The organism is Thermoanaerobacterium sp. CMT5567-10, assembly GCF_030534315.2.
Lineage (GTDB): Bacteria > Bacillota > Thermoanaerobacteria > Thermoanaerobacterales > Thermoanaerobacteraceae > Thermoanaerobacterium.
The window spans coordinates 1,787,393-1,804,883 of the sequence record NZ_CP130558.2 but is presented as its reverse complement, the minus strand read 5'-3'; the positions used below and the strand labels follow the sequence as shown (position 1 = coordinate 1,804,883).

Below are 17,491 nucleotides of genomic sequence, written 5' to 3'. Positions count from 1 at the left end.
TCTTTTAAGTCACTGTTCATTGACTATAGATTCTTTGTAATATATAATTTAATCAAATCTTAAACAGGAGGCTTTCTTATGTCAGCAGTGGAAAAGCCAAAATATCACCAAATATCCCTTGATATAGCTCGAAAGATAATAAATGGCGATATAAAAGAGGGTGAAAAGATCTATGGGAGATCAGAACTTGCAGCCATATACAATGTATCACCAGAGACCATAAGAAGAGCTATAGCAGTGCTTAAGGACATGGGTGTAGTATCTGTGATGCATGGAAGCGGTATTATCGTAAAATCAAGAGAACTTGCATACAAATACGTAGACAGATTTAATGAAACAGACTCAATAGAGCATCTTCAAAAAAAACTAGAAAAACTTATAGATGTAAAAAGAAAGATCGATGATGATCTTAATTCTACAATAGAAAGAATAATAGAATACACCTTAAGCCTTAAAAACATAAACCCTTTTAACCCATTTGAAATAGAGATAAAAAGAGGGGCAAAAGCCATCGGAAAAACATTATCAGAACTAAACTTCTGGCAGAACACTGGAGGTACTATAATCGGCATAAGGCGCAATGGGAAAATAATATTGTCACCTGGACCATACGCTGAAATAAAACTTGGGGATATACTAGTGATCGTTGGTGATGGCGATGTACCCATGAAGACTAATCATTTCTTATACAATGATTAGTCTTTTTTATTCTATTATTTTACAAGTGACAACTTTTATGTTATAATTGAGTTGTTACTTTTAGTTTATTAACATTTGAAAATTATGCTAATCAGTATTGAAGGGAGGCTTCTCATGATAGAATTCAAAGATGTAAGAAAGTCATATGATGACGGAAAAGAAATTATAAAGGGTATAAATTTCACTATAAATTCCGGTGAACTGTTCGTCCTAATAGGCCCCAGCGGCTGTGGAAAGACAACAACTCTCAAGATGATAAATAGGCTTATTGAACCAACTTCTGGTAAAATTCTTATCGATGGAGAAGATATTACAAAAGGTGATCCTATAGAACTTAGAAGAAATATCGGTTATGTAATACAGCAAACAGGGCTTTTCCCAAACATGACTATAGGTCAAAATATAGAAATAGTCCCATATCTTAAAAAATGGCCGCAACAAAAGAGAAGAGAGAGAACTATGGAACTTTTAAGATTAGTTGGCATGGAACCAGAAGAATTTATAAATAGGTATCCAAATGAACTAAGCGGCGGCCAAAAGCAAAGAATTGGTGTCATAAGAGCATTAGCAACTAATCCAGACGTAATATTAATGGATGAACCATTTAGTGCACTTGATCCTATTACAAGAAACCAACTTCAAGATGAATTGTTTGACTTGCAGCAGAAATTAAATAAGACTATCGTCTTTGTAACACATGATATGGATGAAGCACTAAAACTGGGAGACAGAATATGTATAATGAAGGACGGCAATATAATCCAGTTGGACACGCCTGAAGAGATATTAAAGAATCCTGCTCATGGATTTGTCGAAAATTTCATAGGCAAAAACAGGATATGGAGCAATCCAGATTACATCAAAGCAGAAGATATAATGATAAATAATCCAGTCAAAGCAAACCCAAAGCGAACAGTTCTACAAGCAATAGAAATAATGAAAAGCAACAAAGTCGACAGCATATTAGTTGTAGATGGTGATGAAAAGCTCCTTGGTATTGCAACTTCAAAGGATATGTCAAAAAAAGAAGGAAGCAAAAAGTTAGAAGAAATAATGGAAACGGATGTAATAACTGCTTATAATGACGATACCATTTCAGAAATATTAAAAATAATGGATGAGAAAGGTGTAGGTTTGCTACCTATAATAAACAAAGAAAAAAGATTAGTCGGGCTAATAACAAAAAGCAGTCTTATCACAGTTTTTTCAAAATTGTACAGTTAAAGGAGTGATGATATGTCAGATTTTATTAATTTTTTCCTTTCAAGATCTAATCAAATAGGAAATCTTACGCTTCAGCATATTGAGCTTACTATAGTAGCAGTCATTGCAGCAATCGTAATTGGTGTGCCAATCGGCATCATTATAACCAGGTTTAAAAGTCTTTCAAAATATATAATAGGACTTGCAAATGTCGTTCAGGCAATACCAAGCCTTGCTTTAATGGGCTTTTTAATACCTCTTTTCGGCATAGGCAGTACACCAGCAATAGTAATGGTATTTCTGTATTCACTTCTGCCAATAATAAAAAATACATTTACCGGTATAACAAATATTGATAGTGAAATACTTGAAGCTGGTAAAGGAATGGGTATGACAAACTCACAGCTTTTAAGGCTTATAGAGCTTCCTCTATCGCTGCCTGTAATAATGGCTGGCATTAGAATAGCAGCCGTAACTGCTGTCGGGCTTATGACTATCGCCGCATTCATCGGCGCTGGTGGACTAGGTTATATGATATTTACAGGAATACAAATGTACAATACACAGATGGTACTTGCCGGTGCTATACCTGCTGCGATATTAGCATTGCTCATAGATTTTATAATCGAAAAAATTGAAATCAAAGTTACACCAAAGGGAATAAAAAAATAGAAAGGAGCATGATAATGAGAAAAAAAATTATTTCTGCTATTCTGACACTTGTAATAATATCTGCATTAATCTCTGGATGCGGAAAATCAAGCGGCACAGTCGTAATAGGATCAAAAAATTTTACAGAACAAATAATAATGGGTAACATGTTAGCAACACTTATAGAAAAAAATACAAATTTGAAAGTTGTAAGAAAATTAAATTTAGGAGGCACTGATGTTGCTTTTAATGCTCTAAAATCAGGCGATATTGACATGTACGTAGAATATACAGGTACAGGTCTTGTAAATATATTGAAAAAGCCTACCCAAAATAATTCAGATGCTGTATATAATGAGGTTAAAAAAGATTTTAAAGAAAAGTATAATCTCGATTGGTTAGAACCGATAGGATTTAACAACACTTATACTTTAGCAGTATCGCCGTCTGTAGAAGAAAAATATCACCCTAAAACAATATCAGATCTCAAAAAGATTTCAAACAATCTAGTATTAGGATGTACAATGGAATTTACAGAAAGACCTGATGGATATCCTGGACTTAAGAAAACTTACGACATCGAGTTTAAATCAGTAAAAGGGATGGACTCAGGCCTTAGATATCCAGCTATAGAAAAGGGAGATGTTGACGTAATTGATGCATTTTCAACAGATGGAATGCTTAAAGCGTACAATTTGACAGTTTTAGAAGATGATAAAAATTTCTTCCCTCCATACTATGCAGCACCTCTTGTAAGAGATGATACATTAAAAAAATATCCTGAACTAAAAGACGTATTAAACAAGCTTGCTGGCCAGATAAATGATGAAACCATGAGAGAACTTAATTATAAGGTAGATAAACTTGGCGAAGATCCACGAACTGTTGCTGATGACTTCTTAAAATCAAAAGGTTTAATAAAATAAAAGGTCCTAAATTAGGGCCTTTTTTATATAAATAGGCTTTCCCCACCTTTTTCAAGGCCTATTATCTCTCTATCAGAATACTTAGTAGTCCGCAAAGTATAGATAATAACCGAATCTTCATCTTTATTAATTATCCTTGAGATCTCACTCTTTAACTTTCTAAAATTTGCATCCGATATTTCGCCTTCTAAAACTGAATTTTGTACCCAATTAAGGTACTTCCTGCAGGTCTTTAAAACTTTATTTACTCGCTTCTCATTGACATCATATACTAGTATGATAAACATAATATCACCCTTTTACCATTGAGCAACAAATGGCTGATATTCTTCTTCACCCATAAGATGTTTTTCCAGTTTATAAAGCTCAAGCCGTATAAGCCTGCGGTATGAGACATTATTGCCTAGAGTCCTGTGCTTTATCGTCGTCTTAAGCTTATCTTCGTATTCCTCTATAAATGCCATCTTTGCCTTATCTTTAAGCACCAGCCCTTCTGCATCACCGTCAAAATCGTCTTTTTTAATAATACTTTTCCCCACAACTGTAAATATCACCCTGTCTACCACGATTGGCTTAAATATTTCTGATACATCTAGATTTAGAGTAAATCTCCTAAAGTTTGTAGAGTGTAAATACCCTATTCTAGGGTCCAAATGTGTCTTATAAACTTCGCTTAATACTGTTGTATACATAAGAGAATTTCCAAAACTTATAAGAACATTTAAAGAATTTTTCGGTGGCCTTTTGCTTCTTACATCAAACTCAAAATCACTATTTCCCAATATTTCATCAAATGATTTATAGTAATACTCCCTTATATTTCCTTCAATAGCCATAAGCTCATTTACATCGGATGTTCCAACTATTAAATCCCCCAATCTTTCTATAGCATAAATAATATCGTCTAAATTTTTGCCTCTGTTTTGATAGTATTTTAAAACTTGACGGATGTTTCTATATGCACCTTCTACAAATTTTTGCGCGATATATAACCGTTTCTTCTCGTCAATATAATTTTCTGCTTGCTTTAAAATCATATACCCAGAATTCAAATGCTCTCTTGGGTAAAATGACCCTACGTAGTAGCCGTAATGGTTGAAGAAGTGAAGTATTATCTCTGATTGAGAAATAAACTCAAGGAATCTTTTATTGAGATTGACTTCACCAAAAATCATTATTTCTGAAGTATTTTCAACCGGGATAAATTTCCTTCCATTTTCACCCTCAAAATACAACGTGTTGTCTTTTCTATGTAATTCACCATCTGAAAAAATATAAACAGGCTTTTTCATGATAAGCAAAACTCCTTATATCCACAATTTTTGCAGTAAGGTATCTTTTCAAAACTAGGCGCTTTGTCTTTGCTCATAATATCGGTTATATCTTTCATAGCATTAATAATTTCTAACTCTGCTTCACTAGTAAGATATACATCCACCTTTTTCCTCTCCTCAGGAAAGAAAAGCTGCCCTTTTGCTACTATACCGTTTTGTTTCAGCTTATATAAATAAAAGAGAAGTTGCATCTTTGCGCTCTTTTCAGCCTTGGAGCTCTTCTTTACTTCCCCAACTAGCAGGTTGCCATTGTCATTTCTCACAAGATCTATGACGACATTTTCAAAGTTTAGCTTCTTTCTATCCCTGTCATAAGATATGTCATCGATCAAGCGTCCCATCTCAATGTATGGATGCTCTTGATCAGGAATTATCTGGTGGGCCATAAGCCACACCTGCCTTTTGCATATATTATAACTTTGCATCAATGAACCTGTTACTTCTTCGTACATAAGAACACCTTCTTGTAATTACAGCTATTAAAATTGCTCTTATTCCATCAGATACATCATTTTTTAATTTAAGTCCATCTTGATCTAATATATGGAATAAATTCTTCCCTTAAGTGCGACATAATTTTCGTTTTAACAACTCTCCTAGCAATTGTATCTTAAATTTCTTAATATATATGCTAAAAACATATAGATATATTATTTTTGTTATAGCAATACATTTTATTATTAATCTAATTCATAATTTAGTGCTAAGTCAACTATTTGATTCCACATTGATGAATCAATAATCGACATCGAATATGCATTTAGAAATAAATCTTTGTATTTTTCCCCACCATCATCTTTTGTAATATCATTTGCATAAGCATCTATAAGTTTACTTTCTAACAAATACAATTTTAAATTTAATTTATTATACTCTTTTATAGATATGTTTTCGTCATTAAGAATTGATTTTAAAGCTAGATACTGTTTTTTGAGCTTTTCGTATTCAACACTATTCATAGCAATAATCCACCTCACATTTTATAAATGTTTTAATACCTTATAGGTAGGCTAAAAACAGGGATATGAACTGTGTAATTTAAGGCAGATTTTAGAGTTTCAATTCCTTATAGGTAGGCTAAAAACTTCTCTGTTTTCAAAAATCTCCTTTGCATCACTGTTGTTTCAATTCCTGATAGGTAGGCTAAAAACTTTATTGTGTCTCTCATAGTCTACTTTTTGCTTCGCAAGTTTCAATTCCTTATAGGTAGGCTAAAAACAGTATTTGCGTATTCCGAATATTAGTTTTGCCAAGGTTTCAATTCCTTATAGGTAGGCTAAAAACAGATGAATTGAACGGTGAAGAAATAAATAGTGAAAGTTTCAATTCCTTATAGGTAGGCTAAAAACGAAGGAACGCCAAGACAAAGGCTTAATGCTATGATACGGTTTCAATTCCTTATAGGTAGGCTAAAAACAAGGTACAGGTGGGGATTCAAAGTGGCATAATGACAGGTTTCAATTCCTTATAGGTAGGCTAAAAACCCCATTCTATACAGCCATATATAAGGGAGCTTGATGAGTTTCAATTCCTTATAGGTAGGCTAAAAACTTAAAATAAGGGCATGCACAAAAGACAAAGACAGCAGTTTCAATTCCTTATAGGTAGGCTAAAAACGATAATAAAAAAATTTTTAAAATACCTATTGACATGTTACCAAACATATACTAGTTTCAATTCCTTATAGGTAGGCTAAAAACTTCATCAATAGTTCTTGGATTGTATGGTGCGTTTTTGTTTCAATTCCTTATAGGTAGGCTAAAAACTCTTTACCACCTGAGTATGAAACTAATACTTTGTTTGGTTTCAATTCCTTATAGGTAGGCTAAAAACCCGCAAATAGAATTTGCAATTAAAAACAAATAGAAAGTTTCAATTCCTTATAGGTAGGCTAAAAACGAGAAAATCGAGGCAATCAAAATAGAGATAGACACGCGTTTCAATTCCTTATAGGTAGGCTAAAAACTATGAAAATGGGATGAGGGAGCCAGACATTGAAACATGTTTCAATTCCTTATAGGTAGGCTAAAAACGGAACAACAAAGGCAACTTTATCACGATATGAAAAGTTTCAATTCCTTATAGGTAGGCTAAAAACGTATATAGTACCAGGGTTGAGTTTTCAAGAAGAGTTTAGTTTCAATTCCTTATAGGTAGGCTAAAAACTTGTTATTGCTGACAACATCTCCGGTGTGTATGGAAGTTTCAATTCCTTATAGGTAGGCTAAAAACTCGTTACCTAATGCTTTTGCATCGTTCGGATTATCTAGTTTCAATTCCTTATAGGTAGGCTAAAAACGTACATGGTATCGTTGGTTAGAAAAGGGAGAACGTAGTTTCAATTCCTTATAGGTAGGCTAAAAACACTGAAAGTTTACATATGCTGTGCACTTCTTATCTTCGTTTCAATTCCTTATAGGTAGGCTAAAAACTCTATCTCTACTTTGTGCTTTTTCTCTTGTCTGCAAGTTTCAATTCCTTATAGGTAGGCTAAAAACTCGTTTGGAATAACAGATATAGAAGGAGAAGAATAGAGTTTCAATTCCTTATAGGTAGGCTAAAAACACTTTAAGGCTATTTTTAACGTTATGTCTTTTTCACGGTTTCAATTCCTTATAGGTAGGCTAAAAACCCAACGTCCTCCTTTTTTTATCCTTTTTTTGTTGTTGTAGTTTCAATTCCTTATAGGTAGGCTAAAAACTTGAGGGAAAGCGGGAATATAGAACAGGATTTCGAGTTTCAATTCCTTATAGGTAGGCTAAAAACGAATTTAGTCCAGATGACTTTATGGCAAAAGAAGCATGTTTCAATTCCTTATAGGTAGGCTAAAAACGTACTACCTCATTTACTACCCAATTAAGAATTGCTCTAGTTTCAATTCCTTATAGGTAGGCTAAAAACCCTTGATGCTGTAAATATGGTTGCACTGCATTATATAGTTTCAATTCCTGATAGGTAGGCTAAAAACGGTGCCCTAAAGGTGCCCTAATCTACAAAAACGTGCGTTTCAATTCCTGATAGGTAGGCTAAAAACTCTTTATAACACCACAAACAAAAGAAGAAAAAATGGGTTTCAATTCCTGATAGGTAGGCTAAAAACTAGCCCTCTGCATCATAAATTTTTAAATACGGAAGGGTTTCAATTCCTGATAGGTAGGCTAAAAACGTTTTAGACCCGTTCGGGAAAAAGAGAACTCCCTTCCTGTTTCAATTCCTGATAGGTAGGCTAAAAACACAAGGTAAAACTATAGGCAACAACACAAATCCAGCAAAGTTTCAATTCCTGATAGGTAGGCTAAAAACATCTACATGTGCTGGGAAGTTTGATAACATTTGTAAGTTTCAATTCCTGATAGGTAGGCTAAAAACTTTTGCAAACAAAAACAAGTGTAGAGGAGGTAAAAGTTTCAATTCCTGATAGGTAGGCTAAAAACATTTCAGGCATATCGGCTATGCCTAAACTGTGACTTGTTTCAATTCCTGATAGGTAGGCTAAAAACTAAAATTCAAGTCTGCATTGCAATATAGAAATAGAACGTTTCAATTCCTGATAGGTAGGCTAAAAACTGCCACGATAGATATTACTGACAATGGAGGGTATTGTTTCAATTCCTGATAGGTAGGCTAAAAACCTCTATCCAATTCTGATTTCTGAAAACTCAAAATACGTTTCAATTCCTGATAGGTAGGCTAAAAACCTTGGCAGAAAAATACTCTTTGATGAAGCCAAACTGTTTCAATTCCTGATAGGTAGGCTAAAAACCAGGACAACGTTGGCCAAAAGGTGTATATTTAAAATGTTTCAATTCCTGATAGGTAGGCTAAAAACTCCACAAGACGATAAAGGAATATACCTCTATGATTAGTTTCAATTCCTGATAGGTAGGCTAAAAACGCAACAGAAGGAAAGACATATGTAGACCCCACGTTGTTTCAATTCCTGATAGGTAGGCTAAAAACGCATTTTGGTATCTAGGATTTAATAATGTATTTGCAGTTTCAATTCCTGATAGGTAGGCTAAAAACTTCATTTATTGATTACCTCCTGTATTAATTTTACCTATGTTTCAATTCCTGATAGGTAGGCTAAAAACCGCCCAGGGTGCCACGAACTTGGACAGTCATGATTTCGCGTTTCAATTCCTGATAGGTAGGCTAAAAACGCTTGGAACAATCCAGAAGCGATTATGGCAAGAGCATGTTTCAATTCCTGATAGGTAGGCTAAAAACAAATGCCTGCGCTTTTTGTGCACTGCCTAACATTGTCGGTTTCAATTCCTGATAGGTAGGCTAAAAACAGTATAGCAAAGACTGGCGGAATATTTGCAGAATAGTTTCAATTCCTGATAGGTAGGCTAAAAACTATAGTCAGTCCTACTTCTATATTGCAGCGGTTGTTGTTTCAATTCCTGATAGGTAGGCTAAAAACGAGGAAAATGCATATTATTCGCAACAAGTTACGCCAGAGTTTCAATTCCTGATAGGTAGGCTAAAAACTTCTTTTTTAATTTCTTCTTTATGTTTTTCCATCTCTTGTTTCAATTCCTGATAGGTAGGCTAAAAACTATGGAAAAGATATTCTTGAATTTATTACTTCTAATAGTTTCAATTCCTGATAGGTAGGCTAAAAACAGGTGTAAAAAATGGATCTATTAAAATAGATAACAAGTTTCAATTCCTGATAGGTAGGCTAAAAACTGATGATTTAAAGTCAATATTGAATAAAGGATATTTGGGTTTCAATTCCTGATAGGTAGGCTAAAAACTCATTCTCGGGAACAAGCGCACCGCATTGCCTACATAGTTTCAATTCCTGATAGGTAGGCTAAAAACGCTTAAACTATATTTCATAAATATACCTCCTTAAAATTTGTTTCAATTCCTGATAGGTAGGCTAAAAACCACCCAACTTGTAATCATCAACAAATCCGCTTTTTTCGTTTCAATTCCTGATAGGTAGGCTAAAAACTTTATGATATTTTATAGTGGGAAGGAGATATTGAAAGTTTCAATTCCTGATAGGTAGGCTAAAAACGGATAATCTGCCTGATTAAATACAAGTTGAAAATTATGTTTCAATTCCTGATAGGTAGGCTAAAAACCGTGCCTGCAGATATGCTCCCGGAATTGAGTATGGAGTTTCAATTCCTGATAGGTAGGCTAAAAACTACAATTAGAAAGAAAAGCATACGCAGGTGGACGGAAGTTTCAATTCCTGATAGGTAGGCTAAAAACTTGGAGAAACCGAAAAAGTCGATAATAGCGAGAATTGTTTCAATTCCTGATAGGTAGGCTAAAAACCAGGCAAATAAGTTAAATATAATAATAAAACAATATAAGTTTCAATTCCTGATAGGTAGGCTAAAAACGTATTGGGTTATTAATCCTAGTTTTTTTAGTTGTGAGGTTTCAATTCCTGATAGGTAGGCTAAAAACGATCAAATAATTCAATGGTTAATGACATTAGTAATGTGTTTCAATTCCTGATAGGTAGGCTAAAAACAAGTTGCACAAGAAACAGATGATCCAGTTAAATTTGCGTTTCAATTCCTGATAGGTAGGCTAAAAACTATCGTTAAACACATAATCTTTACACCCATGTATTATGTTTCAATTCCTGATAGGTAGGCTAAAAACTTAATAGGTATGGCTTTTATGTATACTAGAAAGTAGTTTCAATTCCTGATAGGTAGGCTAAAAACTCTATTTTGTAAATCGATCAAATAGCACAAGAACAATGTTTCAATTCCTGATAGGTAGGCTAAAAACTTATATGATTACACAATAAAAGGATGTGTTTTATAGTTTCAATTCCTGATAGGTAGGCTAAAAACCGTAATATTGATTGATTGGTCCATAAACGGGTCTGTGGTTTCAATTCCTGATAGGTAGGCTAAAAACTTGTAATGCCTCTATTAAAGAAGAAAGGCATAGATATGTTTCAATTCCTGATAGGTAGGCTAAAAACATACTTTCTATTTCTGTGACATTAACGTTTTTATATTGGTTTCAATTCCTGATAGGTAGGCTAAAAACAGGTTGATTGATTTTCCACCTCCAATCACCTATGGTTGTTTCAATTCCTGATAGGTAGGCTAAAAACCCCAGTATCATCTGCAATGCAGCTTCAATTAATTTTGGGTTTCAATTCCTGATAGGTAGGCTAAAAACAAGGACGTCAACGTGTCGGATATACTGTCCGAGCTGGTGTTTCAATTCCTGATAGGTAGGCTAAAAACCCGCAACGCTCAACCTGCAAAAGCAGGAAATAAAATGTTTCAATTCCTGATAGGTAGGCTAAAAACTGTCTCAGAGAATTAGAACACAAATATATTAGAGAGTTTCAATTCCTGATAGGTAGGCTAAAAACGGCCCTAAACGGCGAATCGTGGGTAGATTTTGGAAATTGTTTCAATTCCTGATAGGTAGGCTAAAAACCAATTAGCTGCGGTAAAGCCTGTGTCAACCCCTGTACGTTTCAATTCCTGATAGGTAGGCTAAAAACTTTACTATGTCATCATTCATATATGTTTCTTGTATGTTTCAATTCCTGATAGGTAGGCTAAAAACCCAGTTACGGCAGGCAAAAACAGCATAGCTTCAGCAAGTTTCAATTCCTGATAGGTAGGCTAAAAACCAATTCATTTACTATCGCATTTAATTCCGAGCTCGTGTTTCAATTCCTGATAGGTAGGCTAAAAACCTCTTTTGTTTGAAGCCAATATTCAATATATTTGCCGTTTCAATTCCTGATAGGTAGGCTAAAAACTATGCTTGCGTTAGTGTGCCTTAGACCGTGTATCGGTTTCAATTCCTGATAGGTAGGCTAAAAACTTATCATGGCAGAAGAAAAAAAGAAAAAGCCTTTTTAGTTTCAATTCCTGATAGGTAGGCTAAAAACCCTGATGGCGTACGTTTCAAAGGGTGCCCTTGTAGTGTTTCAATTCCTGATAGGTAGGCTAAAAACTGGTACAGTCAAGGCTTACATAGGAAGGGGATAAAAAGTTTCAATTCCTGATAGGTAGGCTAAAAACCATACAAGCGGTGAATGGATAGAAAGCAGTCCACTTAGTTTCAATTCCTGATAGGTAGGCTAAAAACCACCCAACCTTTTCTTTTTTATACCCATATGTAATCGTTGTTTCAATTCCTGATAGGTAGGCTAAAAACGTGTCCAATATTTGTATTGGACGCAAGAACTTTAAATAAGTTTCAATTCCTGATAGGTAGGCTAAAAACAATACTCATGTCTATATGCTTTCTCATTAACTTTTTGTTTCAATTCCTGATAGGTAGGCTAAAAACAAGCACAGGCAGCATTGCAAACTATGGACGCCAAGGGTTTCAATTCCTGATAGGTAGGCTAAAAACTGACGAAGATTTACCATTCTAAGGAGGTAAGAACAAAGTTTCAATTCCTGATAGGTAGGCTAAAAACCCCCTCCGAGCACGCCAATAACATAATTTTACAATGGTTTCAATTCCTGATAGGTAGGCTAAAAACGAACACAGCCAAAGGGATTCACGAATTATAAAGACTTGTTTCAATTCCTGATAGGTAGGCTAAAAACTCTTGACGCACAAAAGGCATATTAAAAAATACAACGGTTTCAATTCCTGATAGGTAGGCTAAAAACTGACTTTTAAAATTTTATTATGTATAATAAGTGTATAAGTTTCAATTCCTGATAGGTAGGCTAAAAACTTATTTTTGCTACTAGGCGTTTACTTGGAGGTGCTGAAGTTTCAATTCCTGATAGGTAGGCTAAAAACCTCTGCCTTTGTAGATACTGCCGTCTTTTCGCACATAGGTTTCAATTCCTGATAGGTAGGCTAAAAACAATCGAATTGATTGAGTTTATCGAAAAGGTAAAAAAGTTTCAATTCCTGATAGGTAGGCTAAAAACCGGGTATCAGAAAGAAAAAGATAGAAAAGGAAAGTAAGTTTCAATTCCTGATAGGTAGGCTAAAAACAAAGACGCTGGAACACTTTTTATACAACTACTACAAGTTTCAATTCCTGATAGGTAGGCTAAAAACACGAAAGTTTAGTTTCGTATAATAGAGGTGATGATAGTTTCAATTCCTGATAGGTAGGCTAAAAACTTCCAATATTGCGTCCACTGGCCTTTTGCCTCTTTCGTTTCAATTCCTGATAGGTAGGCTAAAAACGCAGAAAGGCTCTCCCAATCAAATACTTTTGAGGAGGGTTTCAATTCCTGATAGGTAGGCTAAAAACTTTTGAATTGGCCCAAGCGATTGTCGACACTTTGGGCGTTTCAATTCCTGATAGGTAGGCTAAAAACAATCGTGATTATGAAGGCGAGATAAGAGCATACGGGTTTCAATTCCTGATAGGTAGGCTAAAAACATTCCCCCTTTTAATTTTTCGCCTTATTAATACCTAGTTTCAATTCCTGATAGGTAGGCTAAAAACTTTACTTTTGCTGAAAATATGATTGATATTGTTTATGCGTTTCAATTCCTGATAGGTAGGCTAAAAACTTTTTGTAGTCGTGGCTTATATAAACCTATAGAAATATAGTTTCAATTCCTGATAGGTAGGCTAAAAACATATAAACCTATAGAAATATATGATTCAAATAAAATAGAGTTTCAATTCCTGATAGGTAGGCTAAAAACGGTATTGGCACATTAGGTGTCGATATTTTTTTAGGCAGTTTCAATTCCTGATAGGTAGGCTAAAAACCAGTGGCAAAGGAAAATGGCATCTTAAAGCAAAGGGCTGCGTTTCAATTCCTGATAGGTAGGCTAAAAACATATGTTGGCTTCCCGTATGCGTCTTGACCTGTTTTTGTTTCAATTCCTGATAGGTAGGCTAAAAACATTTCATAAGAGCGAACTGGAATATATTTGGGCCATGTTTCAATTCCTGATAGGTAGGCTAAAAACCTAAAGGCCAGTATCTGTATGCCGTATTTGTCACCGTTTCAATTCCTGATAGGTAGGCTAAAAACTTGTTTTGGCGCACAGATTTCGCATGTTGGATAATGAAAGTTTCAATTCCTGATAGGTAGGCTAAAAACGTTTGTTCTATCCATTGCTGTGTATTGCTATCGAGTGTTTCAATTCCTGATAGGTAGGCTAAAAACTATTCTCTTAATGTATTTTGGCATCTTTCTTTAACAAGTTTCAATTCCTGATAGGTAGGCTAAAAACTCTTACCCAAATTTACTATCATTTGCCACAGATTATGCGTTTCAATTCCTGATAGGTAGGCTAAAAACTTATAAAACTATAACATTAGAACCAAATACACCATTGTTTCAATTCCTGATAGGTAGGCTAAAAACTAACTGCATACGCCAGAATGCGTTTATGGAATTTTAGTTTCAATTCCTGATAGGTAGGCTAAAAACAAACTGCCATTAAGGAGATGGTAAAATGAAAGGATTGTTTCAATTCCTGATAGGTAGGCTAAAAACTCGTTAAAATGCCTAAAATTCAACAAAGTCTTAAAATATAAAATACTTTTTATGTAAAGTTTACAACCTTATTATATCATAAAACACAGATAATTCAACGTGTCTAAAAAATAAAAATGTCGTCGATCTCCAGCACTTTTTGCACTATTGGACATCGACGACATCTTATTACCAGATGCTTAAAACACCTTTTGTTATAAATCCCATCTCCTTATCATAATATTCATTTATTGAATCACTGTTTACATATTTAAAACCTTCTACATCCGCCGGCATGTTTTCAGTTTTCTCTGGAATTGAAATTACATATTTATAAAAATCAGCTTTAAACTCATTAAATATGTTTCTTCTTTTAAAAAGATTTTTTACATTTTTAAGTTCTAAATATCTTTGCCATAGTTCAATTGCCTCATCATTATATTCTATATATGCATCAACTTTGTAATATCCGTCATCAATAAGCTTAAATTTGCTTATGCTGGGTGTACCGTCATCACTATCATATTTTAATTTGTATACCGCATTTAAAATATCAATTGCTGCATCTGATGAAAGATTCTCTGATATAGCGGTATAATAGCGATCTATTATATTTAAAAAATCTTTCTCACATATTTCACCATATTGGGACAGTATTTTTTCAGTGATGTTAATCATCACTTTATCATAGATTCTAGAAGAATATTTTTTATCATTTTCATCAATTAATGATACTACATATACTTCCCCTGATCTTTGCCAATTCCTATTGCATCTTCCGGCTGATTGATTTATTGAGTCAAGCGGAGCTATATCTCTAACCACCACATCAAAATCAATATCAACACCTGCTTCTACCAGCTGTGTTGTAACTGCGTATTTGACCTTTTTACTCTTTATCATTTCTATTCTTTCAAGCCTTTCAAATGGAACGATGTGTGTAGACATGTATACTATTTCTTCATCTGGCAATTTTTGTTTTAATAATTCATAGAATTGTTTTGCAGATGCTATTGTATTCAATATAAATAAGTAACTTCTCCCGTCTTTTAAATCAAACATATCCACAAGTTCACTTAGATGAATATTTTTATCTAAAACTGGTTTTATTACGACTCTGTCCATTTGGTTAAAATATTTTCTTTTGTCAGTAAGCTGCTTTATCTCGTCATTTCCAAATATCATTGGCTGTGTAGCTGTTACAAATATCACGTATGAATTCAATTTAAATGCAACAGCCTGCAATATTTCTTTTACAAGTTTCCAATAGTAAAATGGTATTGATTGTATTTCATCAAGTATGATTATAGAATTGGCAATTCTATGAAACTTCCTCAATGATTTGTTTTTGTTAGATAAAAGTGTATGAAAAAGCTGAATAAATGTAGTCACTATGATTTCAGAATTCCAACCCTCAATCATAATCTTTGAGCTGTCTGTATCAAATTCGGTATCATCGTCTGTATACTTCATCTCAGAAAGATGGTGATGTTTAAGTAATACATTCGTGCTGGTATTTATGTTATTTCCCTTTAATATCTTTTCAAATTCTTGAAAGTTCTGTTCTATTATGCTTAAAAATGGTAGTGAATATATTATCCTGTAATTTTTGTTAAAAGTCTTATAAAGTTTTTCTCTCAATCTTAAAGCAAATGATATCGACGTCAATGTCTTTCCAAGTCCAGTCGGCAAATTTATTGATAAAATTCTATCGTCAAAATTTATTTCACTGCTATTTACTTCTCTATACGCATCTTCCCTTAAAGAATTAATTTTGTTTTCTTTGTACAGCATTTGCGATTTGTATTTATCAACTAAATCTGATGACAATTCTACATAAGATCGCGAAAAGTCGCTGCCAATTACGACTTCGCTTTTATCCGAATCGATAAGCAGTGAAAATATGTAATTTATAAGTATGTAATAAGATAAATCGTTTTTTTCATTGATTCTCCTAATATATCTTTTAACATTTCTCAATTCGTTTTTTATGTTTTCTATGTAGTAATTAATAGTGTTTTTATCTAGTTTGACATCAAGACCTGCTTTTACCAAATTATCACTTAAAATGCTGAACCTTTTTTCATCTATGCTTTGAAGCTGAGACTTCATCGTATCAATGTCGCTATCGTCTAAAGACGCTTCAGTTACAACATCATTGAGATTTCCATGATGTTTTTTAACAACTATATATGCAATAAATGGCAACAATGTTTTAACATCATTATAAGCGGCATGTTTACTTATTTCTTCTTTTATGACGAAAAAAGCTATCACCGCCGATATCAGCGAATGGTGAGTTTCTTTCATTGATTTCATGTCCTTCTTTTTACTGTCATCAGCAAACAAATAATCTTGAAAATAGCGTGTCGACTTACCAAGGTCATGGCATAAAGCTATGACTTTGGTAAGTCTTGATATTAATTTATCGTCTAAGAGATAAGTACTGCTCTCATCCGAAAACTTCTCTATCAAATGTGCACTGCCTGATAGATGGTCTTCTAAATACTTATTAGGATGAGAATAAAGGCTAGAAAAACATGACGTATTCATCATCGATCACCCAACTTTTTGATACGTATGACCTAATGCTTTTGCCATTTGCCTCATAGACCACATCTGAATAGTCTAGCACGACTCTATCTTCGTCCATATCAAAAGGTATCTTTTCTTTAAAATATTTCTTTCCGTCTTCAAAAACTATTTTATTGTCTAAAATGTACTTATATGGCAACACTGATGATATCTCAGTCTCAACATCTCCCGTCTCAAAAGCATCTTTGACGTCAACAAATCTGTAATCTGCTATCATTTCGCTTAAGCCTAAAGATAATGTGTAAACATTGTGATGGTTTCTCACTTTTTCAACAATGTCATTAAAAAGTTCGTCATCGTCATGAGAGAAGTATATCCTGTACATAGGATCTTTTAAAAGCTCCATCTTCACCTGTGTACGTGCCTCGTGATTCTTCTTTTTAAACGGAATCCAAAAATTGTCCTTTGTATTTATAAGGTTAAGACCCATCCTTATCTTTTTTACTGGTCTTAGAATTCTAACAGCGATTTTGCACTTATCAGATCTAAAAGTCTTTAAATATTCTGTTTTGCTTATGCCACCTATTGCCCCTAGCATCCCTTTGATTGTAGGAGGTGGCGGAAATGAAAATGTAAGCGGTGACGATGTGGTATAATACTTCTTAAAATGTCCAAAATCGCCATATATATCGAATATCAATGATTTCATCTTAAAAAC

General features: G+C 33.9%; 10 protein-coding genes and 1 CRISPR repeat array. Of the genes, 4 read left to right on the top strand and 6 right to left on the bottom strand.

From position 1 onward, the window contains the following. Nucleotides 1–78: 78 nt before the first annotated feature. The 4 genes from Q2T46_RS09315 (at nt 79) to Q2T46_RS09300 (ending at nt 3,479) form a co-directional block, all read left to right on the top strand. Nucleotides 79–699, top strand: a complete 621-nt coding sequence (locus Q2T46_RS09315) for a TrkA C-terminal domain-containing protein (protein ID WP_303265708.1) — start codon at nt 79–81, stop codon at nt 697–699. A 114-nt stretch (nt 700–813) separates the two neighbouring features. Further along, nucleotides 814–1,923, top strand: coding sequence for an ABC transporter ATP-binding protein (locus Q2T46_RS09310; RefSeq protein WP_303265709.1), 1,110 nt, complete (start codon nt 814–816; stop codon nt 1,921–1,923). A gap of 12 nt (nt 1,924–1,935) precedes the next feature. Further along, complete coding sequence (locus tag Q2T46_RS09305; protein WP_209453529.1) at nt 1,936–2,574, top strand: ABC transporter permease; 639 nt, start codon at nt 1,936–1,938, stop codon at nt 2,572–2,574. 14 nt (nt 2,575–2,588) lie between these two features. Beyond that, nucleotides 2,589–3,479: a glycine betaine ABC transporter substrate-binding protein gene (locus tag Q2T46_RS09300; RefSeq protein WP_303265710.1), complete on the top strand. Its 891-nt coding sequence runs from the start codon at nt 2,589–2,591 to the stop codon at nt 3,477–3,479. 23 nt (nt 3,480–3,502) lie between these two features. Here Q2T46_RS09300 and cas2 read toward each other — a convergent pair whose 3' ends face one another. The 6 genes from cas2 to cas5b all read right to left on the bottom strand — a co-directional run bounded on the left by cas2 (nt 3,503) and on the right by cas5b (nt 17,482). Beyond that, on the bottom strand, nt 3,503–3,766 hold the full coding sequence (cas2, locus tag Q2T46_RS09295) for a CRISPR-associated endonuclease Cas2 (RefSeq protein WP_209453531.1): 264 nt from the start codon (nt 3,764–3,766) through the stop codon (nt 3,503–3,505). 12 nt (nt 3,767–3,778) lie between these two features. After that, nucleotides 3,779–4,771: a type I-B CRISPR-associated endonuclease Cas1b gene (gene cas1b, locus Q2T46_RS09290; protein WP_303265711.1), complete on the bottom strand. Its 993-nt coding sequence runs from the start codon at nt 4,769–4,771 to the stop codon at nt 3,779–3,781. Next, complete coding sequence (gene cas4, locus Q2T46_RS09285; protein ID WP_303265712.1) at nt 4,768–5,265, bottom strand: CRISPR-associated protein Cas4; 498 nt, start codon at nt 5,263–5,265, stop codon at nt 4,768–4,770. Before cas4 ends, cas1b begins: the two co-directional genes overlap by 4 nt. A gap of 228 nt (nt 5,266–5,493) precedes the next feature. After that, nucleotides 5,494–5,772 carry a hypothetical protein gene (locus Q2T46_RS09280; protein WP_303265713.1) on the bottom strand — a complete coding sequence of 93 codons (279 nt, stop codon included), beginning with the start codon at nt 5,770–5,772 and terminating at the stop codon, nt 5,494–5,496. A gap of 29 nt (nt 5,773–5,801) precedes the next feature. Beyond that, nucleotides 5,802–14,259: a CRISPR direct-repeat array (repeat unit 30 nt; unit sequence GTTTCAATTCCTGATAGGTAGGCTAAAAAC). Nucleotides 14,260–14,427: 168 nt separating this feature from the next. Next, entirely contained in the window at nt 14,428–16,791 is a 2,364-nt protein-coding gene (cas3, locus tag Q2T46_RS09275; protein ID WP_303265782.1) for a CRISPR-associated helicase Cas3', read from the bottom strand. Then, nucleotides 16,769–17,482: a type I-B CRISPR-associated protein Cas5b gene (gene cas5b / locus Q2T46_RS09270; RefSeq protein WP_015312651.1), complete on the bottom strand. Its 714-nt coding sequence runs from the start codon at nt 17,480–17,482 to the stop codon at nt 16,769–16,771. Before cas5b ends, cas3 begins: the two co-directional genes overlap by 23 nt. Between the last annotated feature and the right edge of the window lie 9 nt (nt 17,483–17,491).

Bases quoted from the DNA above. Each gene is read 5' to 3' on its own strand.
- cas4 (WP_303265712.1), bottom strand. From the start codon at position 5,265: ATGTACGAAGAAGTAACAGGTTCATTGATGCAAAGTTATAATATATGC.
- cas3 (WP_303265782.1), bottom strand. From the start codon at position 16,791: ATGAATACGTCATGTTTTTCTAGCCTTTATTCTCATCCTAATAAGTAT.
- Q2T46_RS09300 (WP_303265710.1), top strand. From the start codon at position 2,589: ATGAGAAAAAAAATTATTTCTGCTATTCTGACACTTGTAATAATATCT.
- Q2T46_RS09315 (WP_303265708.1), top strand. From the start codon at position 79: ATGTCAGCAGTGGAAAAGCCAAAATATCACCAAATATCCCTTGATATA.
- Q2T46_RS09305 (WP_209453529.1), top strand. From the start codon at position 1,936: ATGTCAGATTTTATTAATTTTTTCCTTTCAAGATCTAATCAAATAGGA.
- Q2T46_RS09310 (WP_303265709.1), top strand. From the start codon at position 814: ATGATAGAATTCAAAGATGTAAGAAAGTCATATGATGACGGAAAAGAA.
- cas2 (WP_209453531.1), bottom strand. From the start codon at position 3,766: ATGTTTATCATACTAGTATATGATGTCAATGAGAAGCGAGTAAATAAA.
- Q2T46_RS09280 (WP_303265713.1), bottom strand. From the start codon at position 5,772: ATGAATAGTGTTGAATACGAAAAGCTCAAAAAACAGTATCTAGCTTTA.
- cas5b (WP_015312651.1), bottom strand. From the start codon at position 17,482: ATGAAATCATTGATATTCGATATATATGGCGATTTTGGACATTTTAAG.
- cas1b (WP_303265711.1), bottom strand. From the start codon at position 4,771: ATGAAAAAGCCTGTTTATATTTTTTCAGATGGTGAATTACATAGAAAA.